This window comes from Acholeplasma oculi (genome assembly GCF_900166985.1).
GTDB classification, from domain to species: domain Bacteria; phylum Bacillota_I; class Bacilli_A; order Acholeplasmatales; family Acholeplasmataceae; genus Acholeplasma; species Acholeplasma oculi.
On sequence record NZ_FUZK01000001.1, the window covers coordinates 353,457 to 378,979 of the forward strand.

The following is a 25,523-nucleotide window of genomic DNA, read 5'->3' on the forward strand; positions in this document are numbered from 1 at the left end:
AAAGTATAAATTATCTATGAGGGGGATAATCCATATGAAACAATTTTTACTTTCTTTGAAAGATTTTTCTAAGAGTGTTGGAGGATTAGTTGTTGTATTAATTCTTGCACTCTGGCAGATTGATATATTCAATATTTTCGGCTTAGGATTTAACTTATTTACAGTTGGAATCTGGCTATCAGTTGTTGCTATGACATTTACTATATTTTGGGCTCAATACAAAGGTAAACCACTGATTTCACATTTCATATTATTTACTTTGTATATAGGGGCATTATCAGCATTTATAAACAGTTTGTTTAGTAGTTCACCTATTAATGCTTTTACACCTGAAACCATTGTAAATTTACTAGCAATGCTTTATACATTATTTGTATCTGTTTCATTTGTATTGTATGAAAAACCTAAACCGACCAAACTATCTTTTAAAGACTCTTTACCTTTATTAGCGTTTGTATTAGTAAGTTATTTAGCTTTTGGATATACAACAACGATCATCTATTCACTTGTCTTATTACTTATCTTATTTTTTGGAACAAAGATCATTGCATTACTTTATGCTTTATCCAATCTCGTGTTCCCAATAATTAATTTGATAGATGATTTAACAGCTAACATCAGTGGCATTACATTGAATGAATGGTTCCATGCATTATTAATCGTCGGTGTTACAGCCTACTTATCATATGAATTGGTCCTATCATTTAAAAAAGGTCAATCTTAAATAAGATAAAGGCAACTCATAAGCGAGTTGCCTTTTTTTTATGATTTAACTGTGTATTTGACTTCTTTTAATGCTTTAATATTCTGTTTTCCAACAATCAACATAATTTTTTTCAAATCAGTAATGAATTGTTCTACCCTTTGTATGGCTTCTTCCATTGAAAGTTCTGTAAGTAATAAGAACCATTTTGAAAGTCCAACAGCTTTGGCACCTAATGTTAAAGCTTTGATAACATCTAATGGATTTCTAATCCCCCCAGATGCATAGATATCTAATTCGGTTTCATCTTTTAAATTAAGCAATGCATCCACAGTCTCAATACTGAAGGATTCTAGATAACTATAGTCAGTTTTAGATCTGTTTGATTCAATTTCAATAAAGGATGTTCCACCTTTTCCTGATACATCAATAGCTTTTACACCGAGTTTCTTTAGCTTTTGTACTGTTTGAAGTGACATACCCTGTCCCACTTGTTTCACATAGACTGGTACTTGGATATTTGAAACAATATTTTTAATATTATCGTTCCATAATCTAAAATCACGGTCACCTTCTGCCATACTTAGTTCTTGAATTAAATTAATGTGGATACTTAAACCATTTGAATCAACCATTTGAATTGCTTTTTTTGCTTGTTCTAAAGTGAAATTAGGATTCACATTGGATATTAATAAACCATTATGATGCTTTCTTGCGACTTTAAATGAGGATTCCCATGATGCATCTTTGATTGCAATAGATTGACTTCCTAAAACCATAGGAAGATTAAAATGATTTGCTAATTTCGATAAAAATTCATTAATCTCTGTTGCTTTTAAAGATCCACCAGTCATCGCATTTATATAAAAGGGATAAGGAATGTCGTATCCTAAAAATGTCGTACTTAAATCAATATCCTCTATAGACATTTCAGGTAAATCAGTTGATTCCAAAAAAACATCATCAAATCTATTTATTCTTATTCCTTGTTTAAAAGCAAATGCTATGTGTTCATCTTTTCTATTCTTTATCATGATTCCAAACCTCAATTTCCAATGCGGTTAACCCTTGTTTAATCCATTCATCTTGTAAACGCACTTTATCCACACCATTTTTCACTAGAGCAAATCCACAATCACCAAAACCTGCACCTGATGTTTTAGATGCAAACCCTAAATTATTTGCAGTTTGAATCATTTTTTTGAATGGTTCAGATTCAATAACGACATCGGATTGTTCTTCTAGTTCCTTTAATTGACCTCTGTAGAGTTCAATTAAATATTTCATTGTATAATAATCACTTCGTTCAACAGCTGATTTAAATTGACTCACTAACAATCTTGTTTTATTAAGAAATCCAGGATACCAAGTTCCAGAACTTAACTCTTGAAATTTCTCAGTAGATATTTTTGTGGATTGTGAAAAACCACTAAAACAAATTGCTAATTGAACATCAGGTATTCCTAGTCTTTTAATACTTAATAATGGCCAATCCAGTTGAATAATTTCATCAAATTTACCTTTTCGATTCATTACCCAAATCAAGTCATAACGTTGATAATGAACCCATCCACCATAAATAGATGCTGCAAGTTCACCACCTGATGTGATATCATTAATTTCAATTTGTGCGAGTACTGCTAGTTTAAACAAATTAATTTTTCTAATCTTTACTTTATGAAAATCAAGAATAGACTTAATGACGGCTATGATAACTGCACCAGATGATCCTAATCCATATTTGATATTTTCTTTAGATGTTAATTCTGATTCTAAATTGATTCGATACGTTCTTGGTTCAATACCTTTATAATTTAAATATCGATGTGCAATATATATACCTGCTTTTGCATGTGTAAGTTCATCATATGAGAATACAGGTAAACGGTCTGATAACATCCATCTAAAATGTCCTAATTCCGATTTGAATTCATACTCTTCTTGAGCATTAACTTCTACATTAATAAATTTATCCACTGCAACTAATACAGCTTCATTACCAGGTTTTAATACAGAATATTCACCTAATATAAATAACTTTCCAGGTACTTTTAAGGAAATCATATCGACTCAATACCTCCACCTTGATAGCATACGATTGTTTCTGCTACTTTCTCATAATAAGGTAAAACTTGTGATACATATTTCTTTTTCGTTAATATTTTAACATTTGGACCTGCATCCATTGTATAGTAAACAGGTAATCCCTTAAGTCGAATCTTCTCAGTTAAGTCCATAATCTCAAATGATTTATCCGTTAAGAATGTTACTCCTGTTTCTTGAATCACATAGTGCATCAGGTTCGCATGTGATTCAGCAATACTCCCAATACGGTCTAGATCATCTTCTAAAATAGCTTCTTTCATTTCTTGGAATAAATATTGAGTGTTTTCAATCCATTCTAATTTAAGTTCAGGGAACTCATTTAGTTTTAACATTGCACTTCGACTATCAATACTCTTTTCTTTTTTATCAACCATACAAACAATAAGTGCGTATTCATCAGCATCCTTTAAAGGATAAGCATAACTCGTTTCATGACTCATTCCTTCTTCCCAAACAACAAATCCACCATAAACAGATCGTGATGCCGAACCAGATCCGATTCTTGCAACAGTTGAAAGTTCTTTATCTGAGACCTCAATACCATATGCCTTTAGCGCTGCATATGCGAGTGCTGCAAATGCAGATGAGGATGATGCTAACCCTGCTTTTTTAGGAACATGATTTTTAGAATCAATATAAGCATAGTAAGGAATTTGATACATTTTTCTAATTCTATCCATAAATTTGGTCACACGTTGAAACTCTACACCTTGAATAGATACATCATCGATTTTTAGTTCATCTTGTTTTAAGTTAGGATCATATGTAACACTTGTAATAGTATAAAAATTATCTAACGTTAAACTAATTGAGGAATTAATTGGTAAATTATCCGTAGATTCTTTCTTCCCCCAATATTTTACAAGTGCGATATTTGTATGTGCTTTTGCTTTATGTGTCATGTGATTATTTCCTTTAAGTCGTAGAACCAAGTGTGTGCAGCACCACTTTGTTTAAGTGAGTCTGCAATTAAAATTGCTTGTTCCATATTTGTTGCAAGTGCAATCATGCACCCTCCCTTACCACCACCGGTGAGTTTTGCACCTAATGCACCTGATTTTAATGCAACATCAACAAGTTCTTCAAGTTTATCATCGGATACATCAATACTTCTTAATAATTGGTGTGCCTCTGTCATTGCTAAACCAAGTCTTACAACTTCGTTATTCTCTAAAAATACCTTAACATTATTGGTGAGTTCTTCTAATCTATCCATGATTGGATTTATAATATTTGGGTTGCTTTTCCATAGTTTTTTTACATCAGATACAGCCTCTTTAGTTAAACCTTTTACACCTGTATCGGCTACGACTAAAATAGCATCCATTCTTAATGGAATTACAGATTTACCAATATCTTTCTGATAAAATACTGCTTTACCAAAAGCAATTGTAGTTGCATCTAAGCCTGATGGGTTAACATGGTGAATCTGTTCTGCGATTTCAACAAAATGATTGAGTGTTTCTTGAGTTAGATTCACTTGAAAAGCATCAAAAAGAGATCTTACAACTGCTATAGAAACTGCTGCTGATGATCCTAATCCTCGCTGTGAAGGTAAATTAGACTCAATTTTTATATGAATTCCAAAAAATGGTTGTTTCAAATAAATAAGAACAATATTAATTAATTGTTTTATTCCATATAAATTATCTGGAGCAGTGTTTAATTCTCCTTGATGGTAAATACAATCAATTGTAATTTCTTTATCCGTTTTATATATTTTTGAAGTTATTTGTGCTTGATTAAAAGGAAGTGCAATTGCTGGTTTACCATAAACAACAGAATGTTCTCCCATTAAAATGATTTTTCCGCTAGCTGCACCTTGTCCAAAATCTGTCATATAAGTACGCTCACTTTCTATACTCATTATATCATGTTATGATAAAATGAAATAAATCAAGATTAGAAAGGACTATAAAATATGTCAAATATCAAAGTTAAAATGAATGTTAAGTCATTCGGTTCAATAACCCTTGAACTGTATCCTGAAGTTGCACCAAACACAGTTGCAAACTTCGTTGATTATGTACAAAAGAAATTCTACAATGGACTTATATTCCATCGAATTATAAAGGGATTTATGATTCAAGGAGGTGGTTCTATGAAAGATAAGGAAAGACCGATTGCTGGTGAATTTAAATCCAATGGATTCGTAAATACATTAAAGCATACAAGAGGTGTTATTTCGATGGCTAGAACGAGTGATCCAAATAGTGCAACCTCACAATTTTTCATAATGCATAAAGACTCTCCACATTTAGATGATGCATATGCTGCATTTGGAAAAGTCATTGAAGGCATTGAGGTGGTTGATAAGATTGCATCTGTTAGAACCAATCCATATGATCAACCTTATGAAGATGTAGTCATTGAAGAAGTTATTCTATTAACAGATAACTTTACATTAAAACCCGTTCAATACGTTTAAGTTATATGCAAGCATATATCGATATTCACCCTAAAGTTCTCCAAGGTATTCGTACTGGAAAACCCATTGTTGCTCTAGAATCTACGATCATCGCATTTGGAATGCCTTATCCAAAAAATGTAGAAACTGCCTTATCTGTTGAAAAGATAATTGAACATGAAGGTGCAATTCCTGCAACAATAGGTATATTGAATGGTCGTATTAAAGTTGGAATGAAACCAGATGAAATTACACAAATGGCAAGTTCAAAGCAAGTTATAAAAGTTTCTAAAAGAGATATAGCATTTTGCTTATCTAAAAAGCGAATCGGAGCAACCACAGTATCAGGAACTTTACTCATCGCTGATATGGTTGGAATTAAAGTTTTTGCTACAGGTGGTATCGGTGGAGTTCACAAAAATGCTATAAAAACATTTGACATATCCAGAGATTTAGATGAGTTATCTACTTCTAACTGTCTAGTGGTGTCATCAGGGGCAAAATCAATTTTAGATTTAGAACTCACCAATGAAGTTTTAGAAACTAAAGGTGTAGATCTTATAGGTTATAACACAAATGAATTTCCAGCTTTTTATCATAATCACTCTGGTATCCATATACCTTATATGCTTGATAAACCTGAAGAAATCGCAGAAATGATGCATATCAAATGGTCTTTAGGTCTAAGGGGTTCGATTTTGGTTGTAAACCCAATTCCTAAAATATTTGAATTAGACCAAGCATATATCAATCAGGTTATAGATACTGCAATTACTAAACAAGAACAATTAGGTATAGAAGGTAAAATGATTACTCCTTATTTACTTAATGAAATAGAGAAAATAACTGAAGGGAAAAGTTTAGAAACCAACATTCAACTTATCTACCATAATGCTAAAGTTGCTGCAAACATTGCTGTTGCATATTCTAAATTTTTATAATTGAAATCCTAAAAGATTTATGTTACAATTATTCTCGTAGAAGGGGAGTAGTTCCCAAAATTAATCGTCAATACGGTAGAACCCGGTTAATTTTCAAGCAAATCTTGTAACGAGACCTTCAAGACCTGTTTTGGTTTTGAAGGTTTTTATTTTATACGAAAGGAAACAAAAAAATGAACGATAAACTTGTTTATCAGTTATCAAAGGAGGACGTGTTAAAACAGTTTAACACTTCCGAAAAGGGGCTTTCATCAACTGAGGCTCAAAAGCGATTAGAACTCTATGGTCCTAATCAATTATTAGAGGCTAAGAAACGCAGCTTATTCATGAAGTTTTTAGATCAATTTAAAGACTTTATGGTTATTGTTTTAATTGCTGCAGCACTTATTGCATTCCTAGCAGCAATTATCGAAGGTAAACCTGAAGAATTAACAGAAGGTTTACTTATTATCGCTATTGTAGTGATTAATGCGATTTTAGGTGTTGCTCAAGAAGCCAAAGCGGAACAAGCTTTAGAATCTATTAAACGTATGTCTAATCCACATACTACTGTCTTACGAGATGGTAAAGAGATCGTTATCAATGTCGATGAGGTTATCGTTGGTGATATCGTCATTCTACAAGCAGGCGATTATATTCCAGCAGATGTTAGAATACTAGAATCCATCAATCTTAAAACTGATGAATCCGCATTAACTGGTGAACCTATTCCTGTTGAGAAAACAACAGATGCAATTCAAAAATCCGAAGTTCCATTAGGTGACCGTACAAACCTAGCATTTATGGGAACAGTTGTTACTTACGGTAGAGGTTTAGCTATCGTAACATCTACAGGAATGAACACTGAGATTGGTAAAATTGCTTCTATGTTGTCATCAACCGAAGCAGAATCAACCCCATTACAAAAAAATATCGCTAAACTTGGTAAAACGTTAGCTTTAATCGCACTTATCGTTGTTGCTGTTATCTTTTTAATACAAGTTCTTAGAGGTACATTTAATGGTGGATTTGAAAACATCCATTGGGTAGAAATCTTTATGTCTTCTGTTGCACTAGCAGTTGCTGCTATACCAGAGGGATTACCTGCAATTATTACTATTGTTTTAGCTATTGGTATGCAAAACTTAGTCAAACAACGCGCTATCATGAGAACTCTACCAGCTGTTGAAACACTTGGTTCAACATCCATCATTTGTTCAGATAAAACTGGCACCTTAACTCAAAATGTAATGACAATTACTAAAACTTATCTTTTTGAAAGTGAATCCAGTGTTGCATCAATCGCTCATCCTGAAGGTAAGTTAAATGATTTAATCACTTATGGAGTTTTATGTAATGACACGAAAGTTCAATTGGATGAAAATCAAAAATACGTTCGTATTGGTGATCCTACTGAAATCGCATTAACCGATCTTGCAATTTACACAAAACTAGATCCAATTGACATCTTAAAAAAATATCCACGAGTTCACGAACTTCCATTTGATTCAGAACGTAAACTTATGACAACCGTTCACATCGTGGGTGATCAATACGTATCTATAACCAAAGGTGCTCCAGATATACTTATTTCTAAAGCATCTCATGTTGATCAGTCTAATGGATTAATCCCAATGTCTGATTCTATCATGAAAAACTTTATCACTAAGAATCAACTTTTTGCTGATGAGGCACTCCGTGTACTTGCGATCTCATATAAAGAGTATCCACTTACTACCGATATTAAAAAACTTCTACATGATGAACTAGAAAATAATCTAACACTTTTAGGTTTAGTCGGAATGATTGACCCGGCAAGACCTGAAGTTAAGGATGCAATTGTTGAAACAAAACGTGCTGGTATCACAACAATTATGATTACTGGAGACCACAAAAACACTGCAATTGCAATTGCTAAAGAATTAGGTATCTTAGAATCATCTCACTTAGCAATTACTGGTAAAGAATTAGATGCAATGTCTGATGAAGAATTTAAATCTAAATTAAATCAAATCAGAGTTTATGCTAGAGTAAGTCCTGAGAATAAAGTTAGAATTGTTACAGCTTGGAAAGAAACCGGTTTAATTGTTGCAATGACTGGTGATGGTGTAAATGATGCACCTTCCATTAAAAAGGCTGATATCGGTATTGCAATGGGTATTACAGGAACTGAAGTTGCTAAAGGTGCTGCAGATATGATCTTAACTGATGATAATTTTTCAACAATCGTTGGGGCTGTAAAAGAAGGTAGAACTATTTTATCTAACATCAAAAAAGCAATCCACTTCTTACTTTCATGTAATATTGGTGAAATCATTACGATCTTATTAGGTGTTACAATTGGTATTATTTTATTCCCTCTTGAACCTAATTTACAAATACTTACTGCTGCTCAAATTCTTTGGGTAAATTTAGTAACCGACTCATTTATGGCGATCGCACTAGGTTTAGAGCCAAAAGAACCGGATGTTATGAACCGTCCTCCAAGAGATAATTCAAAGAGTTTGTTTGCAGATGGTTTAGGATTTAGAATTGGTTATCAAGGTATATTCATTGGATTTATCACATTCTTAGCATTCTATATTGGCTATGAGATTAGTGGAAAAAATGTAATGCATGCTCAAACAATTACATTTATGGTATTATCTTTATCTCAATTATTCCATGCATTCAATGTTCGAAGTGAGAAATTCTCAACATTTAAACTACAACCTAACAAATACTTAATGATTGCATTCTTCGGTTCACTTCTGCTTCAACTCATGACAGTAACTATACCTTTTGTTGCAAATAATATTTTCGGTGTAGATTCTGTATTAAACTGGCAAGTGATGGACTGGGTGGTTGTCTTAGGATTATCTATCTCTCCATTAGTACTCGTTGAAATCATTAAATTTGTACAATCTTTAAGAAAACAATAATTCATTTAACCTCAAATTAACCATTTGAGGTTTTTTCATGTCTCAAATACGTATTTGAACAATCTTCAAAACAAACGATAAAAAAAGATGCTACTCTTACAAATAAATGTTAGAGTTGCATCCATTTTTGGTCTATATGACAATGCATATATTTTTAATGACCTCTTATTAAAAATTGGTGTATAAGCCATGTTCTGTAGAAGTTTCCTTCTTGTGACTATTTATCTCGAGTATAAACTCGCAAGATTCTATATTACTATGAATCTCGTGCCCCTACCATATTTTGGGTTTCTAGCTTGAGGGGTTTACCGCGTTTCATTCAGTTCATTTCTAAACTGACACGTTTCTGTGGCACGTTACGATTTTGAGCATAGCAAGCCTTAGCTCATTAAAATCGCCGTTATACATTACTGTATACCCAAGGTTATTGTTTCCCTTGGCACAAACACTACAAACCCAACGAGTGGGTCTGTGCTAGCATGGACTTTCCTAACGGAGGATATGTAATCACCCGCTCAGTCACCTTCCCAATTTTTAATCGCTTTAATTTTATATCGTATTTTCTAGATTGTCAAATTAAATCGCATCTTTTCTAGATAAATCAACGCGGCCTTTTTCATCAATCTTGACTACTTTAACAATAACTTGATCACCTACAGATACTTTTCCTTCTAAGGACTCTGTACGTTCTTTTTCCCATTTAGAAATGTGAATTAAACCTTCTGTACCTGGGAAGATTTCTGCAAATGCTCCTTGAATCTTTTTACCTTCTTTATCCATTAATAAGCGCGTAATCTTAGCCTCATAGATTTCTCCAACTTTAGCTTCACGAACTAAATTTTCAATGTATAATGCAGCTTTCTTAATCCATTCAGAATCATTGTGCATAATGAATACTCTACCATCTTGTTCAATATCAATTTTTACGTTATTATGATCTTCGATGATTTGAGTAATAATTTTACCACCAGAACCAATGACATCTCTAATCTTATCTGGCTTAATTTGAATCATTTTAACTTTTGGTGCATAATCACTTAATTCTTCTCTTGTTACAGAAATTGTTTCATTCATATGATTTAAGATATGAAGTCTACCTTTTCTTGCTTGTTCTAGAGCTTCTTGCATGATTTCAGTTGTAATTCCTGTGATCTTTATGTCCATTTGGAGTGCAGTAATACCATCTTTAGTACCAGCAACTTTAAAGTCCATATCGCCTTCATGGTCTTCCATACCTTGAATATCACTTAATATTGTATAATAATCGCCTTCTTTGATTAACCCCATTGCAATACCTGCAACAGGTGCCTTAATTGGAACACCTGCAGCCATTAATGCCATAGATCCTACACAAATTGTTGCTTGAGATGAAGAACCATTAGACTCTAAAATCTCAGAAACTATACGAATTGAATAAGGGAATTCAACTTCAGAAGGTAAAACTTGTAGTAATGCACGTTCACCTAAAGCACCATGACCGATTTCTCTACGTCCTGGAGCACCATATCTTCCTGTTTCTCCTACTGAGAAAGGTGGAAAGTTATAATGTAACATGAATCGTTTAGTCACTTCAACAGTTTCTAAACCATCAATAATTTGATTTTCACCTAATGAACCTAATGTTACAACACCTAATGCTTGAGTTTGACCTCTTGTAAATAATGCAGAACCGTGTGTTCTAGGTAAGACATCGATTCTTGATGATAAATCTCTGATTTCATCTACTTTACGTCCGTCTGGGCGTACTTTATCTTCAGTAATAAGTCTTCTTACTTCTTTTGTAACGATACGGTCTACAGATGATTTAACTTGATTAATTAATGTAGCTTTTGCATCCATATCTAAAACCTTAATGCCATCAACTTCTTTAACAAAGTTAATTTCATCAAAGTGATTCACAATTTCCTCTTTAATAGAATCAATTGCATCATAACGTTCTTGTTTTTCAATAATAGCTACAGCTTTAATCAGTTCTTTACCTTTGAAGTCCATAACTTTTTGGAAGATTTCTTGATCAATTTTGTTTAATTCAGGAATAACCTTTTCTAAACCAACTGCATCTTTAATTTCTTTTTGAAATGCACATAATTCTTTAATTGCAGCATGTCCAAATAAAATTGCTTCTAACATGTCAGCTTCACTGACTTGTTTAGCACCAGCTTCAACCATGTTAATCGCTTCAGTAGTACCTGCAACAATTAAATCAATATCTGATACTTCAAGTTGTTCTGCAGATGGATTTAATACAAATTCTCCATTCACTCTACCAACATGAGCTCCTGCAATCGGTCCTAAGAAAGGAATATTAGATACTTCTAATACGATTGAAGAACCAAGCATAGCTGCCATTTGACTTGAACATAATGGGTCAGATGATAAAACTGTATTTACAATTTGTACATCATTTGTGTAACCCTCATCAAATAATGGACGGATTGGACGGTCAATTAATCTTGAAGTTAATGTTTCTAATTCAGAAGGTCTTCCTTCTCTTCTTAAAAATCCACCTGGGATTTTTCCTGCAGCATATAACTTTTCTTGATAGATTACCATTAATGGGAAAAAATCAGTTTGTACAGGCTTACTTTTTGCAACAACAGTTGATAATACAACCGTGTCACCATAATGAATCATTGCAGAACCATTTGCTTGTTTTGCAACTTCTCCAATTTCAACACGTAGTGGTTTACCAGCTAGTGTCGTTTCGAATACTCTTTTTGACATATAAAATCTCCTTCATTTTATAAGAAATAACTTTTCTATTATATCTAATCTATTATATCATTTTTAGAACTAAACAAGACTCTAATTCAGAAAAAAAACTCCAGCATTGGAGTTTTTTATCTTCTTAAGCCAAGTTCATTAATTAAAGCAGTATATCTTTGAGCATCTGTCTCTTTTAAATACTTAAGTAAATTACGTCTACGTCCAATTTTCATAAATAATCCACGTTTTGAATGGAAGTCATGAATATGTGCTTGTAGATGATCATTTAACTCATTGATTTCATGAGTAAGGATTGCAACTTGAACTTCTGGTGAACCAGTGTCCCCTGGAAATCTTGCAAACTTCTCAACAAGTGCTTTTTTTACTTCTTTTGTTAGTGCCATGTGGTTTCCTCCTATGTCTCGTATAACTAAAGATTACGTTTTGGCTAACGCTGTCCTCGCTATCGACCTATGCAATATTACCATATTTGAAAATAAATTGCAATCATATTTTGAAAATTTTCAGTAAATTGTGTAAATTTTGAAAGAAAACACATCAAATTTTAATGAATTGGTCCACATTTAAGATGAATACAGTGGCTCCACCAACCGATACTTCAATTGGTAACGCACTGAAAGCACCAAATTCATTTACAATTGCATTTGGTACAATTTTGTTTCTAGTTTTTGAATATTTTTCAAAAATATCTAATACTTCAGGTACTTTTTCGTCATTTACACCAATTAAGAAAGTCGCATTACCTTCTCTTAAAAATCCACCTTTTGTAGATAATCTAGTTGCAAAAAAATGTTCTTTGACTAACCCTTTTTGTACTTTATTTGCATCATCATTAGATACGATAGCAATAATCATTTTCATTGTCATATCCTCCTATATCTTTATTTTATCATAAATCATTTTTTTTAAATAATTGAATAGTTTGTTGAACATCTTTTTTAATTTGAGCAATTAAGTCATCAACGTTATCATATTTTATCTCGTCACGTAAATAATATTCAAATGATACTGATATTTCTTGATGATATAAATCACCATCATAATCAAGAATAAAGACTTCTAATCTTTTCATAGATGAGTAATTAAGTGTGGGATTATGTCCAAGATTTGCGCAACCAATATATTTTTTTCCACCAATCGTAACATAACAAGCATATATTCCAACCTTCGGTAAAAAATATTTCTTATAGTCGATATTAGCCGTTGGATAACCAATGAATTTTCCCACTTTGTCTCCGTGTACGACTTCTCCATGAATACTATAGCTTCTATCAAGTAGTTTCTTAGCTAACCTAATATCTCCATTTTCTAATAATAATTTGATATACGTTGTAGAGACTCTTACATTTTGATACAATAAATCATCCAAAACAACCAAATCAAAATGCTTGTTTAAATCATGAATCGTACCAAGTCCTTTATAACCAAATTTAAAATCTCTTCCAACAACGATACGTTTGACATGAATTCTCTTTAAAAATTCAATAAATTCATGAGCCAGCATCTTTGAGAAATCCTCTGTAAATTTAACGATAAAGAAAAAGTCAACGCCTAATCTTTCAAGTGCTTTTTCTTTATCATGATCATCCATTAAAATGGGTAATTCTTTTTTTAAAATAACAGATAAAGGATGTGGACTAAATGTCATGACAGCACTTTTGGTTGCTCGATTTGAATTAGCAATTTCAATGATATTTTGATGTCCTATATGTAGTCCATCAAAATTACCAATGGCTAATGTAATGGGTTCGTTATTTTCAATATCTTCATAATGTGCATAAAATGTTTTCATTAAGTATTCCTCACAAATACGTATCTCGGTTTATACTGACCTTCAAAAGGTTCATAATAAGCAATGTATTCACCTTTTTCATTGGTTACAATGAATGGTTCTAATATATTGGTTTGTCTTTCATCTAAATATACACCATTTAAAACAAGTTTTACCATATAATCATTGAGTTTAATCTGTTTTACTACTTTAAATAGGTTGACATCTGGTGTGATATCATCGATGGTTACATCATCCAAATGTATGGCATCTTTTAAGTGGTATGAACCAATTTGGACACGTTCTAATGCTTTCAATGCACCATAAGTTCCTAATTTTTCACCTAAATCTCTTGCGATACTTCGAATATATGTTCCTTTAGAAACGTGTGCATAAAATTTAGGCTCTAAACCACTTTCAATAAGTTTGATGTCATATATTTTAACATGTCTTTTCTCTAAATCAAGCGTGATACCTTGTCTGGCTGCTTGATAAGCTTTAACCCCATTTTTTTTGATTGCTGAGTAAAGAGGTGGCATTTGTTCATATTCCGGTTTAAAAGAATCTAGTGCTTCTAGAATTTCTTCATTCGTATAATTCACATCACGTTGATCGACAATATTTCCGGTAAAATCATCTGTATCATATAAAGAACCAAATATCAGTTGACCGGTATATGCTTTATCTAAATCTTCAAAAAGAAATGCTAGTTTTGTTGCTTGTCCAGTAAGAACAATCATTAAGCCAGTAGCAAAAGGGTCTAGAGTTCCTGTGTGACCAACTTTAGATATATTTAATTTTTTCTTAATTCTGTAAACCACATCATGACTTGTCATACCTGCCGGTTTATGAACTAAAATAAATCCATTCATAAAAGAACACCTCGTTAGTCTATTATATCACAAGAAAAAAGGCTTGAATGCTCAAGCCTTATTCTTATTTGTGTTCTTCTAGCCAAGCAAGAATTTTTTCTCTTGGTTGGTAACCAGATGCTCTAGAAACTTCTTTACCATCTTTAAATAACACTAATGTTGGAACTGCGCGAATACCATTATCAATTGCTTGTTTTCTGTACTCATCAATATCCACTTTGACAAATTGCGTTCCAGGTTGTTCACCACTGATTTGTTCTAAAACAGGCATTAGCATTTTACATGGTCCACACCAAGTTGCAAAAAAATCTACTAAAACGAGTCCGTCTTTATTAACAACTTGATTAAAATCTTCACCTTTATATTGTTGCATTATAGATGCCTCCTAATTATTTTCTTAAAACCATTATAACCCTCTTCATTAAAATAATCAAAGGAAATGGTCTAATCTTAAAAGCTTATAATCGTTACACCATTCAAACCTTCACCTTCAGCCCCATATCTATGGGATTTTATGTAAGGTGACTGTTTGATATAGTCATGGACAGCTTTTCTAACAGCTCCCGTTCCAAACCCATGAATCACCCTTAAATAAGGTAAATTCGATAGTAATGCATCATCTACTGCTTTATCCATAAGATTCTTAACATCTTCAAAACGCACACCTCTTAAATCAAGTTCAATCGATCCTTGTTTAGTAGGTGTTGTACCTGTCACTTTAACTTTTTTCTTGACATCTTTTTGAATTTTTTGTTCAATCTTTTCCAAATCGTTTCGCTCAAATGGTAAATCAAATAACCCTAAAGAAACAATGTATTTATCCTTCTTAATATCGATAACTACACCTTCTTGTTGATAGCTCTTAATATAAACATGATCATTTAATTCAATGATTTCATTTGACTTTTTAGTATCTTCCTTAGGTTTTTGATTAAGTTTACCTTTAATCATTGCAACCTCAGGTGTCGTAATAGATTTCATTTTTGATAAATCTTCAATCATTTGAAGTGCTTCTTCTTTTAATTTTTCATATTTTTTAAGTTCTTTTTCTTTTACCTTTAAAATAATTGCTTCTTTGTCTCTTTCTAAACTTCTATTTTTATCTTGAAGCGATTGAATTAATCGGTTTGCTTCTATTTCTTTTAATCTCAATTCTTCTTTAACTTTTAAGACATAGGCCTGTTCATGAGATAGTTTTTCTAAACTTTTAGCAAGGTTTGATTGTCGACCACTTAAAAGCGTTTGTGCATGATTGATGATTTCATCTTTCATTCCTAATCTTTTAGCAATCGATAAAGCGTGAGATGATCCTGCTATACCTAGTTGTAGTTTATAGAGTGGTTTTAACGTTTTTTCATCAAATGCTACACTTGCTGTTAAGATATCTTGTTGTTCAAATGCGTAAAGTTTTAACTCAGAATAGTGTGTTGTTACAACTAAACGAACATTATCTTTCTTTCTTAGGTAATCAATAATTGCAATCGCTAAAGAAACACCTTCCAAGGGATCCGTTCCACTTCCTACTTCATCCAGTAAAATAAGTGCACTCCCCTTTATAGAATCTATCATCTCTTTAATTTTAATGAGATGACTTGAGAATGTTGATAAAGATTGTTGAATCGATTGTTCATCACCAATATCTGCAAATACATGCTTAAATATACTGATTGTACTACTAGGTAGTGCTGGAATGAGTAATCCCACCTGCGTCATCAATGTAAGTAATCCTAATGTCTTTAAAGCTACTGTCTTACCACCTGTATTTGGACCTGTAATCATCAATACTTTTTGATTTTGATTAAGTACCATGTCAATTGGAACGACTGTAAGTGGATCTAGTAGTGGATGACGTGCAAGTTTTAAATCAATAACTCCTAAATCATTGATAGTGACTTTACTAGCCTTTATTTCTTTACCATATAAAGCTTTGGCATGATCAGAATCTAATTTGATAAATATTTGAATTTTATCATACAATATGTTTCCATATGGTTTGAGTTCTTTAGTGAGTTTTTGTAAAATTTTTAAAATCTCATTTTGTTCTAATTGATTTAAATATTCTATATCTTGAGTCACTTGTCTAATATCATCAGGTTCAATATAAACGGTTTGTTTCGATGCAGATACATCGTGTATGACACCTTTAACTTTATTTTTAAAAGATTCTTTAATAGGTATTGCATATCGTCCATTTCTCATCACGATTAATGATTCATTTAAATAGGATTGATATTTAACCAATACTTCACTTAATAGCTTTTCAAGTAGTCTATTTTTTTGTTTTAAACTTTTTCTGATTTCATGTAGTTCAGATGTTACATGATCAAAGACAAGTCCATCCTCAGAAATCACTTCATTGATTGCATTTAATAAATCAATCTCTGGTGCTAACATCTTTAAAATTTCATAAACCTGGGATGTACTGCTATTCATCTGGCTTAAATAAACTTTAAAAGATTTTTCCATTTCAATGTATTGTCGAATCAAAATGAATTCATCAATATTTAAATACGTACGTTGATCTAAATTTTTTGAGGTTGATAATATATCAAAATCATCATAAAACGGAAACTTACCAAATCTTTCAATCAATCCTTGAATTTCATGAACTAAATCGATTTTTTGTTTAACTTTAGACAACAAAAAATCAGGTTCTAAATTCAATATGATATTTTTTGAACTATTAGTTCTCGTATATTTTGATACATGCTCTAGAATGGTTTGTAGTTCTAATACATGTTGTTTTTTATTCATGAATGAAACCCTCCCATAATGGATTTTATGGTATAATAGTATTGAATAGGAGTGCCAAATTGAGAACTTATACCATTAGTTTATCTAGTACTCAACTAGAATCATTAAAACAATTTTATAATAATTACTTACTAAAACTTGAAAAACCATACATTTACTTTGTTGCCCAACATAATGATATCAGAATTAATGCATTTAATTCTGGTAAAGTTGTCTTACAAGGCAGTGAAATCAATGCTGAACTTATGGCTATAAAGTCTTTTTTAAACATCAAAAACTATCCAGCAATTGGTTCTGATGAGGTAGGTACAGGTGATGCCTTTGGTCCAATTGTTGTTTGTACAGCATATACTTCAACAAAAGATTTAGAGTGGTTAGAATCCATGAATGTTCGTGATTCTAAGACCATGAATAATAAAGAAATTATTAAGATTGCTCCACTCATTGCCGAAAAATTAACACATTCTATCGTTATTCTTTCACCGGAAAAATATAATGAACAAACACAAAAAGGTTTAAATTTAAATAAAATTAAAGCCTTATTACATAATCACATGATTATGAAAACAACATCTAAAGTGAATGAAGCAGTCCCTGTAATTCTCGATCAATTTTGTTTACCTTCTCACTATTTTAACTATTTAAAAGATGAGAAATTGGTTTATAGAGATATTGAGTTTTACACCAAAGCTGAATCTGTTCACTTAAGTGTCGCAGCTGCATCAATTATTGCAAGATATGCATTTTTAGTTAAAATGCATCATTTAAGTAAAGAAGTTGGTATCAAACTTAAACTAGGTGCAAGTAAAGAAGTTGATGAACAAATCAAAGAAGTTCATGAAAAATTAGGAATGGATGTCTTAAAGTCCATTACAAAAATGAACTTTAAGAATGTTACTAAACAAAACCTATCTTAACTTTTCTAAATAAGCTTTAAAACTATCTGGCAATGGCGCTTCAAAGGTCATTGCTTTTTTTGTAATTGGATGTTCAAATTCCAGTTTATATGCATGAAGCATTTGACCATCTTCTACCAAGAGTGGTTTAAATCCATATAATGGATCTCCAACAATTGGATGATTAATAAATTGAAGATGAACTCTTATTTGATGCGTTCTACCCGTTTCAAGTTCACATTTCAATAGTGAAAAATCCTTGAAGGTTTCTATCACTTCAAAATGTGTTACCGCATGTTTCCCTTCTTTTACAACTGCATTTTTAATACGTTGCTTAGGGTGTCTTCCTATAGGTGCATTAATGATACCTTTTGATTCTTCAAATGTGCCATAAACAAGTGCCATATAACTTCTATTGATATCATGGTCTTTAAGTTTACTCGCTAAAATTTGATGAGCTTCGTTGGTTTTAGCTACTATTAATAATCCAGAAGTATCTTTATCGATTCGATGAATGATACCTGGTCTAAAATACCCATTAATATCAGATAGCTCATCCATTTCGTGTAATAGTCCATGAACTAATGTTTCTTCCATATGTGATTTTGCAGGATGTACAACCAAACCTTTTGGTTTGTTCACAACCAATAAATGTTCATCCTCATAAACAATTTCAAGATTTAAATCAACAGGTTTTAAATCCAGTGTTTTGGTTTCAACAGGTTTAATTGTAACAATATCATTTGTTTTTAACATATAACCTTGTTTAACAACTTGATCATTCACTAAAATATCACCACTTTTAATAAGCTGTGAAATTCTACTTCTTGATAAATCTAATTTGTCTACTAAGAAGTGATCCAATCGAATTGCTTCTAATTTTTCTACTTTAATTTGTTCCATCTTTTTCTCGTTTCTTTTTATTATAATCCTTAATACCTTCGATTATAAATTCTATAAATAATAATGCAATCCCTATATTTAAAAGTGCGTCCGCTAAGTTAAAAAACGTATTTCCTACAAAGGGTAATATAGGAACTTGAATATAGTCAATAACATATCCATAAAGCAAACGGTCTATTCCATTACCTATCGTTCCACTAATTAAGAATATTAGCGATATCGTATATAGTTTTTTCGTTTTGATGTTAGATGTTGAAAATAAATAACCAAATATTGCTAAAGCAATCAATGTGATTATAAAAAAGAACATCTGTTGATCTTGTAGCATTCCAAAGGATGCACCATAGTTTCTAATATAGCCTAATGTTAAAACATTCGGTATAATAACTTCTATTTGGTTTAATGCATACATACCAGAATAAAATGATTTCAGAAGAAAATCAAAAAGTATTAAGATTGCAATAATAATATAAGATAGAATCATGCTAACCCTCCATAAATTGAAAATGTTACTATGAGTCCAACCATTATTAAAACTGTACTGATTATGATGGAATCTAAATAAACAATTTTCTTTGTATTTAAACCTAAAATTTTAGGTATCTGTATACCCTGTATATAGTATAACAAGTATTGGTATAAAAATACACTTGCAATACCTATTATGAATAGTAATATAATTAATAAAATCTGTAATTCTGTAATTAAAAACAGTGGAATTATAATAAGTACGAGTGGTGCAACACTTAAACTAGTCAGTAACATCGATACCAATGTAGAAAGAATAACCACTTTCATATCGGTGTATTCATCTAATCTACGTCTAATAATATTGGCTTCGTTGAAGAGTTTAATTAGATATTTCATAGACGACCTCAATGGCTTCTAATATATTTTTTACAGGATAGATATGAATTCTATCACTTAAATCACTGATTTCTCCATATTGATTATAAGGAATAATAAAATGCTTAATTCCTTCTTTGATTGCTCCATATGCTTTTTGTCTTAAACCACCGATGTTTCCAACTTCTTGATTATATCTAATCGTTCCGGTCCCTACAATGTCTACATCAATGGTTAGATCATCTACAAGTGCAAAATATATACTTAATGTGTACATCATGCCTGCAGATGGACCCCCACTAAAAACAGATTGTCCAGGTAATTCAAATGTCGGATTAGAGGATACAATATTGTACTTTGGATAAAATCTAAATACGTCTAGGGATGATTTATCTAACGTTATAGATAGAGTCTCTTGATTTCTTAAGACTTCTATTACTACGGTTGAATCTTGTTCTAAAAAGTAATTTCCCATGGTTTCATAATCACTGAAATCTTGTTCATTCACATCTAAAATGATATCTCCAATGTTTAGATTTTGATGTTTTGCTTCTCGGTAATCAACAATCATTCCAACCCATTCATAATCAATTGATACAGTTGGATTTTTAAGTTTTGCGAGTTCATATGCAGTTATGAGAGACTGTTCAAATGATGCTTGCTTTTGAATATTTGAACGTAGTCTTTCCTCACCCATCGTTAATTGCGACTCATAAACACCCATAAGACTGATGTCAAACTCTTCAAGCATCAAATAAAGCATACGTGCAAACGGTGTAATACGAGACATCGTTAATACTGAAATCGTCTTAAAATGGCTAGATTGCTCATAGCCATTCATTTGAATCATCGTATTTGCTATTCTCGTTTCATTAGGTGCTGTGACAGAAAAGTTTGTAGGTACAGTTAATGCAATCATTAAAAATACATAAGCAAATATGAATGTATGAAATATTTTTTTGATACTAGGACTCACTTTCAAGTGTAATCGTCTCCAATTTAATTTGTCTACTCTGAATCATCGCTTTTTGCATCATTTGAGTAGAGGCATAATGGCTTTCTTTTCCTCGGTCTTTATCTGACATAAATACAATCTCTTTGATGCCAGCTTGTACAATTAGTTTCATACATTCATTACAAGGAAATAAAGTCACATATAATGTTGAATTTTTTAAACTTGTTGTTGCATTTAATATTGCATTTGCTTCAGCGTGTACAACATATGGATACTTTGTTTCACTATATTTACCATCTTTTGACCAGTTAAATGTATTATCATCAAGTCCCTTAGGTAAACCATTATATCCAATAGCAATAATTCTTTTATCTTCATTGATGATACATGCGCCAACTTGAGTGGATGGATCTTTACTTCTTAATGCTGAAAGTTTTGCAACTCCCATGAAATATTGATCCCATGAAATATAGTTTTCTCTTTTCATTTAATTTCATCCTCTTGTGCTAAGTTTAAATCGATATGACAATAACCTGTAGGATTCTTTTTCAAATAATCTTGATGATAATTTTCTGCTAAATAAAAATTCTTAAGTGGTTCAACGGATACTACAATAGGTTTTTTATAGTTCAGTTGTTCTTTTTGGATATATGATAAAGCGACTTTTTTTGTGTCTTCATCCTCATAATATATACCACTTCGATATTGAACACCAATATCATTACCTTGTTTGTTTAATGAGGTTGGATCGATGATTCTATAAAAATGATTAAATAATGTATCTAAAGTAATCATTTGTGGATCATAAACAATTTTAACAGCCTCAGCATGTGTTGCAAGACCATCACAAACCTCACGGTAAGTTGGATTTTCTTTGTTTCCGTTGGCATAGCCAACTTCAGTATCTATCACACCTTTGAGCTGATTAAAATACGCTTCAACTCCCCAAAAACAACCACCTGCTAAATATAATGTTTTCATTTAATCACCTTCAATCCAAGTTCTTTAAATTGATCTTCATCAATAATATTAGGTGATTGCATCATTAAGTCTCTTGCAGATTGTGTTTTAGGGAATGCAATCACATCTTTAATATTATCCGTTTTTGTAGCTAGCATAACAATTCTATCTAAACCAAATGCAATACCACCGTGTGGAGGTGTACCGTATTTTAATGCATCCATAAAGAATCCAAATTTGTTAAGTATTTGTTCTTGTGTAAATCCTAGTGTTTCAAACATAAGGTTTTGAACTTCTTGTTGGTAAATTCTTATAGACCCACCACCAATTTCATATCCATTCCATACCATATCATATGCTTTTGCAATTGCATGTTTAGGATCATTTTTTAAACTTTCAACACTCTTAGGTGCTGTAAATGGGTGATGTCTAGCATATAATCTTTGATCTGCTTCGTTAAATTCAAGTAGCGGGAAATCAACAACCCATAATAAACTTTCTTTCATTGGGTCGATCAAATTTAAATCCTTCGCCAATTCTTTTCTTAATGCGCCACAAGCATTGGTTGAATCTTCATAGTTTCCAGGAACAAAGAAGATAATTTTTCCTGGTTCTACAAGATCAGGGGTCATAAACTTAGATACTGAACCACTTAATACACCTTGTTCATTTTTAACATAAGCAAGCGTGTCACCATGATTCTTCTTAACAATTTCAGTTAATTTATCGATGTACTTACGGGTAAATAAAGGATTTTGGTCTAGTGTAAATCCACGGACAGTTTTTCCTTCAAATAACGGTATAGTTAAGCCTTCTAGTATACCGTCTAGATTTTCAATGTGTAGTTCATAACGAAGGTCTGGTTTATCTGATCCATAGTTATGAAATGCTTCTTCATAAGTCATTCTTAAAAGTGGTAATGGTAATTCTTTTTTAAGAACATTTTTAAACATATCAGAAATTATTTTCTCACCAAAACCCAAGACTTGTTCTTGATCGACAAATGATGACTCGATATCCACTTGTGTAAACTCAAGTTGTCTATCCGCTCTTAAATCTTCATCTCTAAAACATCTAGCAAATTGGAAGTACTTTTCAAACCCTGAAATCATATAAAGTTGTTTAAATATTTGAGGTGATTGAGCAAGTGCATATCCTTCACCATGATAAAGTCTAGAAGGTACAATAAACTCTTTAGCACCTTCTGGTGTTGATTTGACTAAATAAGGTGTTTCTAATTCCAAGAAATTCATATCCAGTAAACTCTTTCGAATTGATTGAGTAATCATACTTCTTTGTAGTAAATAGTTTTTGGATGAATTCTTTCTTAAATCCAAATAACGATACTTCAATCTTATTTCCTCAGAAAGATTATCTTGTTCACTAATAGTAATTGGTGTTACCTCAGCTTTATTTAAGAGATTCATCTGAGTTATTTCAACTTCAATATCTCCTGTATTCATGGAAGGATTTTTGGATTCTCTTTCAATAACCTTTCCTTCAACTTCAATGACATATTCATTTTTTAGTTCTGAAACTTCTGAATATATAGGACTTTCTGGTCTTACGAGTAATTGGGTAATACCAAATTGGTCTCTGATATCCATAAAAATAAGACCACCTAAATTTCTTTTTTTAGCAACCCATCCTTTGAGTCTAACAATTTCGCCAACATTTGCAATAGTCAGAGCATTGTTATGATGTGTATAATTCATCATGATAAAAATCCTTTCATATAAGCTACCAATTCCTTGATAGCAATCGTACTTTGTTCTTGTGTTTCGGTATTTTTAACTGTAACTTGACCAAGTTTAAGTTCATCATCACCAAAGATGATTACATATTTGGCATTCAGTTTAATCGCATCTTTGAGTTGAGTTTTGAAGTTCTTGTTTGAAAAATCCATTTCTGCATGAATGCATGAATTTCTAAGTTCATAGAGTGATTTAAAAGCTTCTTTTTTGGTTTCATTACCAAAATTAATCAAATAAGCATCTAAACGTTGTTCCTGACTTAAAGTAATCCCTTCAGCCTCTAATGCATTTAATAATCTTTCCATTCCGAAAGCAAACCCAATCCCAGGAATTTCAGGTCCACCCATTTCTTTAACAAGCTCGTGGTATCTTCCACCGCCTCCTAAAGCATTTTGTGCACCAAATCCATCGATTGTTGCATGTATTTCAAAAACAGTATGTGAGTAATAATCTAAACCTCTAACGAGCTTTTTATCTAGTTCATATGGAATATGTAGTGATGATAAAAGCTCGACAAGCATTTGATAATGTTTCATAGATTCTTCTGTTAAATGTTCAAGTGGCATCGGAGCATTTAATAAAAGTTCTTGGTCCACTGGATCTTTTGAATCTAATATTCTTAATGGATTCTTCTCAAGTCTTAACTGAGAGTCCGGTGATAATTTATGCTTTAACGGTGCTAAGTATGCCTTAAGTGCTTCTCTGTAGTTTGATTTAGATGCTTGATCACCTAAACTATTGATCTTAACGACTGCATTTTTTAAACCGAGTTTAGATATTGTTTCATAAGCAAGTGTAATGACTTCTGCATCCACTGATGCATCTGTTGATCCTAATGCCTCTATACCAAATTGCATAAACTGTCTAAATCTACCTTTTTGAGGACGTTCATATCTAAAATTAGGTCCTATGTAGTAGAATTTTGAAAGGTTGCTTGTAGCATATATTTTATTTTCAACATAACTTCTAATGACACCGGCAGTTCCTTCTGGTCTAAGTGTTAAGTCACGATCTGATTTATCCTTAAAATTGTAGGTTTCTTTTGTAACCATATCAGAATCTTCACTTTCACGGTGAATCACCTGTGAGTATTCCATCATTGGTGTTCTAATTTCTTTATATTGGTATAAACCGTATAGGTTTCTTATGTAGTTTTCTAATGCTTGCCATTTTGGTGACTCAGCAGGTAATACATCATACGTACCTTTTACTTTTGTAAAACTCATTTGAATTGCTCCTTTGTTAAGTAATACCATGAAGATGGTTCGTGAAGTCCTGTAAATCTGTTATAGTATTTTTCATTATCTTTATAATCAAATATAAAGTTATTCTTTTCAATGACACGTTTACTACCAATGTTCGTATCCGCATGTCCAATAATGATTTTTTTATAACCATGGTAATAAAATCCTACTTCAAGTAGTTTTCTAAGTGCTTTGGTCATCACACCTTTATTCCAGTATGCCTTGTTTAAACAGTAACCTGCTTCAACAACTCCATCTTCTACAATGGTATGAAAATCAACTGTTCCAATCATTTGATTTGATTCAAGGTCAACAATTGCATATCCAACTGGTAATCCTCTATTTGGACGTTCTAAAAAATATCTTTTAATTGAACCATATGCTTCAGTAATATCCATATAAGGACCCCAACTTAGAAATTTAACAACTTCAATGTCAGAACCATATACAAACATATCATTGGCATCTTTTAATTCAATATCTCTTAACATATAGTGATCAAAATAAATAACTGGTTGTTTCATTTTCCATACCTCTTTCTTTTAATAAAAAAACGTCCTTAAAAATTTCTAAGGACGAATTCGATTCGCGGTGCCACCTTAGTTCCAGTTGCCTGGCCCTTAAACGTTTGCTGGTTTCTAAAGTTGTCCCCTATATCGTTTCATTTCAGTCTTTCACCAAACAACTGATCTCTTGTGAATGATTTCAATATAGTTCTTCTTTGTCTTCAACCGATTTAATTTATAAATATCTTATCATTTTAGTGATAATTAGTCAATAAATA

At 31.9% G+C, this 25,523-nt stretch carries 25 protein-coding genes and 1 other RNA gene; 5 read left to right on the forward strand and 21 right to left on the reverse strand.

What is annotated here, in order from left to right; genetic code table 11:
* The first annotated feature begins 34 nt into the window (after positions 1–34).
* Positions 35–724 (forward strand): hypothetical protein, encoded by a 690-nt coding sequence (locus B5X49_RS01655; protein WP_045749447.1) that lies wholly within the window; start codon positions 35–37, stop codon positions 722–724.
* Positions 725–762: 38 nt separating this feature from the next.
* Here B5X49_RS01655 and fni read toward each other — a convergent pair whose 3' ends face one another.
* Genes fni through mvk form a run of 4 tightly spaced genes read right to left on the reverse strand, consistent with a single transcriptional unit; the run spans position 763 to position 4,676 of the window.
* Positions 763–1,737: a type 2 isopentenyl-diphosphate Delta-isomerase gene (fni, locus tag B5X49_RS01660; RefSeq protein WP_045749448.1), complete on the reverse strand. Its 975-nt coding sequence runs from the start codon at positions 1,735–1,737 to the stop codon at positions 763–765.
* The gene (locus tag B5X49_RS01665) at positions 1,724–2,767 is read right to left on the reverse strand and encodes a phosphomevalonate kinase (protein WP_045749449.1); all 1,044 of its coding nucleotides are present in this window, start codon (positions 2,765–2,767) and stop codon (positions 1,724–1,726) included. The genes fni and B5X49_RS01665 overlap by 14 nt, the downstream gene beginning before the upstream one ends.
* Positions 2,764–3,711, reverse strand: coding sequence for a diphosphomevalonate decarboxylase (gene mvaD, locus B5X49_RS01670; RefSeq protein ID WP_045749450.1), 948 nt, complete (start codon positions 3,709–3,711; stop codon positions 2,764–2,766). The genes B5X49_RS01665 and mvaD overlap by 4 nt, the downstream gene beginning before the upstream one ends.
* A complete protein-coding gene (mvk, locus tag B5X49_RS01675) occupies positions 3,708–4,676 on the reverse strand; it encodes a mevalonate kinase (protein WP_246777876.1) in 969 nt (322 codons plus the stop codon). Before mvk ends, mvaD begins: the two co-directional genes overlap by 4 nt.
* A gap of 54 nt (positions 4,677–4,730) precedes the next feature.
* Between mvk and B5X49_RS01680 the strand changes: the two genes are divergently transcribed.
* The 3 genes from B5X49_RS01680 (at position 4,731) to B5X49_RS01690 (ending at position 9,057) form a co-directional block, all read left to right on the forward strand.
* The gene (locus tag B5X49_RS01680; protein ID WP_045749452.1) at positions 4,731–5,237 is read left to right on the forward strand and encodes a peptidylprolyl isomerase; all 507 of its coding nucleotides are present in this window, start codon (positions 4,731–4,733) and stop codon (positions 5,235–5,237) included.
* A 5-nt stretch (positions 5,238–5,242) separates the two neighbouring features.
* Positions 5,243–6,157 (forward strand): pseudouridine-5'-phosphate glycosidase, encoded by a 915-nt coding sequence (locus B5X49_RS01685; RefSeq protein WP_045749453.1) that lies wholly within the window; start codon positions 5,243–5,245, stop codon positions 6,155–6,157.
* Between the two features lie 173 nt (positions 6,158–6,330).
* On the forward strand, positions 6,331–9,057 hold the full coding sequence (locus B5X49_RS01690) for a calcium-translocating P-type ATPase, PMCA-type (RefSeq protein WP_045749454.1): 2,727 nt from the start codon (positions 6,331–6,333) through the stop codon (positions 9,055–9,057).
* Positions 9,058–9,235: 178 nt separating this feature from the next.
* Here B5X49_RS01690 and rnpB read toward each other — a convergent pair.
* The 8 genes from rnpB to B5X49_RS01730 all read right to left on the reverse strand — a co-directional run bounded on the left by rnpB (position 9,236) and on the right by B5X49_RS01730 (position 17,181).
* Positions 9,236–9,588, reverse strand: an RNA gene (rnpB, locus tag B5X49_RS01695) — RNase P RNA component class B.
* 45 nt (positions 9,589–9,633) lie between these two features.
* On the reverse strand, positions 9,634–11,781 hold the full coding sequence (locus B5X49_RS01700) for a polyribonucleotide nucleotidyltransferase (RefSeq protein ID WP_045749455.1): 2,148 nt from the start codon (positions 11,779–11,781) through the stop codon (positions 9,634–9,636).
* A gap of 116 nt (positions 11,782–11,897) precedes the next feature.
* The gene (gene rpsO, locus B5X49_RS01705) at positions 11,898–12,167 is read right to left on the reverse strand and encodes a 30S ribosomal protein S15 (protein WP_045749456.1); all 270 of its coding nucleotides are present in this window, start codon (positions 12,165–12,167) and stop codon (positions 11,898–11,900) included.
* Between the two features lie 154 nt (positions 12,168–12,321).
* Positions 12,322–12,645: a cyclic-di-AMP receptor gene (locus B5X49_RS01710; RefSeq protein ID WP_045749457.1), complete on the reverse strand. Its 324-nt coding sequence runs from the start codon at positions 12,643–12,645 to the stop codon at positions 12,322–12,324.
* A 28-nt stretch (positions 12,646–12,673) separates the two neighbouring features.
* On the reverse strand, positions 12,674–13,576 hold the full coding sequence (locus B5X49_RS01715) for a bifunctional riboflavin kinase/FAD synthetase (RefSeq protein WP_045749458.1): 903 nt from the start codon (positions 13,574–13,576) through the stop codon (positions 12,674–12,676).
* Positions 13,576–14,427, reverse strand: coding sequence for a tRNA pseudouridine(55) synthase TruB (gene truB, locus B5X49_RS01720; RefSeq protein WP_045749459.1), 852 nt, complete (start codon positions 14,425–14,427; stop codon positions 13,576–13,578). The genes B5X49_RS01715 and truB overlap by 1 nt, the downstream gene beginning before the upstream one ends.
* 64 nt (positions 14,428–14,491) lie before the next feature.
* Entirely contained in the window at positions 14,492–14,800 is a 309-nt protein-coding gene (gene trxA, locus B5X49_RS01725; RefSeq protein ID WP_045749460.1) for a thioredoxin, read from the reverse strand.
* A 77-nt stretch (positions 14,801–14,877) separates the two neighbouring features.
* On the reverse strand, positions 14,878–17,181 hold the full coding sequence (locus tag B5X49_RS01730) for an endonuclease MutS2 (protein ID WP_045749461.1): 2,304 nt from the start codon (positions 17,179–17,181) through the stop codon (positions 14,878–14,880).
* Positions 17,182–17,240: 59 nt separating this feature from the next.
* On the opposite strand from B5X49_RS01730, the gene rnhC reads away from it, so the two are divergent.
* On the forward strand, positions 17,241–18,098 hold the full coding sequence (gene rnhC / locus B5X49_RS01735) for a ribonuclease HIII (protein ID WP_045749462.1): 858 nt from the start codon (positions 17,241–17,243) through the stop codon (positions 18,096–18,098).
* On the opposite strand, the gene B5X49_RS01740 is transcribed toward rnhC, so the two are convergent.
* Genes B5X49_RS01740 through B5X49_RS01780 form a run of 9 tightly spaced genes read right to left on the reverse strand, consistent with a single transcriptional unit; the run spans position 18,090 to position 25,263 of the window.
* Positions 18,090–18,980, reverse strand: coding sequence for an RluA family pseudouridine synthase (locus tag B5X49_RS01740; protein WP_045749463.1), 891 nt, complete (start codon positions 18,978–18,980; stop codon positions 18,090–18,092). The genes rnhC and B5X49_RS01740 overlap by 9 nt on opposite strands.
* Entirely contained in the window at positions 18,967–19,464 is a 498-nt protein-coding gene (gene lspA / locus B5X49_RS01745) for a signal peptidase II (protein WP_045749464.1), read from the reverse strand. The genes B5X49_RS01740 and lspA overlap by 14 nt, the downstream gene beginning before the upstream one ends.
* Positions 19,461–19,847 (reverse strand): hypothetical protein, encoded by a 387-nt coding sequence (locus B5X49_RS01750; protein WP_045749465.1) that lies wholly within the window; start codon positions 19,845–19,847, stop codon positions 19,461–19,463. Before B5X49_RS01750 ends, lspA begins: the two co-directional genes overlap by 4 nt.
* Positions 19,831–20,802, reverse strand: a complete 972-nt coding sequence (locus B5X49_RS01755; protein ID WP_245943191.1) for a S16 family serine protease — start codon at positions 20,800–20,802, stop codon at positions 19,831–19,833. Before B5X49_RS01755 ends, B5X49_RS01750 begins: the two co-directional genes overlap by 17 nt.
* On the reverse strand, positions 20,792–21,268 hold the full coding sequence (locus B5X49_RS01760) for a deoxycytidylate deaminase (protein WP_045749467.1): 477 nt from the start codon (positions 21,266–21,268) through the stop codon (positions 20,792–20,794). The genes B5X49_RS01755 and B5X49_RS01760 overlap by 11 nt, the downstream gene beginning before the upstream one ends.
* Positions 21,265–21,762 (reverse strand): peptide-methionine (S)-S-oxide reductase MsrA, encoded by a 498-nt coding sequence (msrA, locus tag B5X49_RS01765; protein ID WP_045749468.1) that lies wholly within the window; start codon positions 21,760–21,762, stop codon positions 21,265–21,267. The genes B5X49_RS01760 and msrA overlap by 4 nt, the downstream gene beginning before the upstream one ends.
* Positions 21,759–23,459 carry an aspartate--tRNA ligase gene (gene aspS, locus B5X49_RS01770; protein ID WP_079560611.1) on the reverse strand — a complete coding sequence of 567 codons (1,701 nt, stop codon included), beginning with the start codon at positions 23,457–23,459 and terminating at the stop codon, positions 21,759–21,761. Before aspS ends, msrA begins: the two co-directional genes overlap by 4 nt.
* The gene (hisS, locus tag B5X49_RS01775) at positions 23,456–24,721 is read right to left on the reverse strand and encodes a histidine--tRNA ligase (RefSeq protein ID WP_045749469.1); all 1,266 of its coding nucleotides are present in this window, start codon (positions 24,719–24,721) and stop codon (positions 23,456–23,458) included. The genes aspS and hisS overlap by 4 nt, the downstream gene beginning before the upstream one ends.
* Positions 24,718–25,263, reverse strand: coding sequence for a GNAT family N-acetyltransferase (locus tag B5X49_RS01780; RefSeq protein WP_045749470.1), 546 nt, complete (start codon positions 25,261–25,263; stop codon positions 24,718–24,720). Before B5X49_RS01780 ends, hisS begins: the two co-directional genes overlap by 4 nt.
* Between the last annotated feature and the right edge of the window lie 260 nt (positions 25,264–25,523).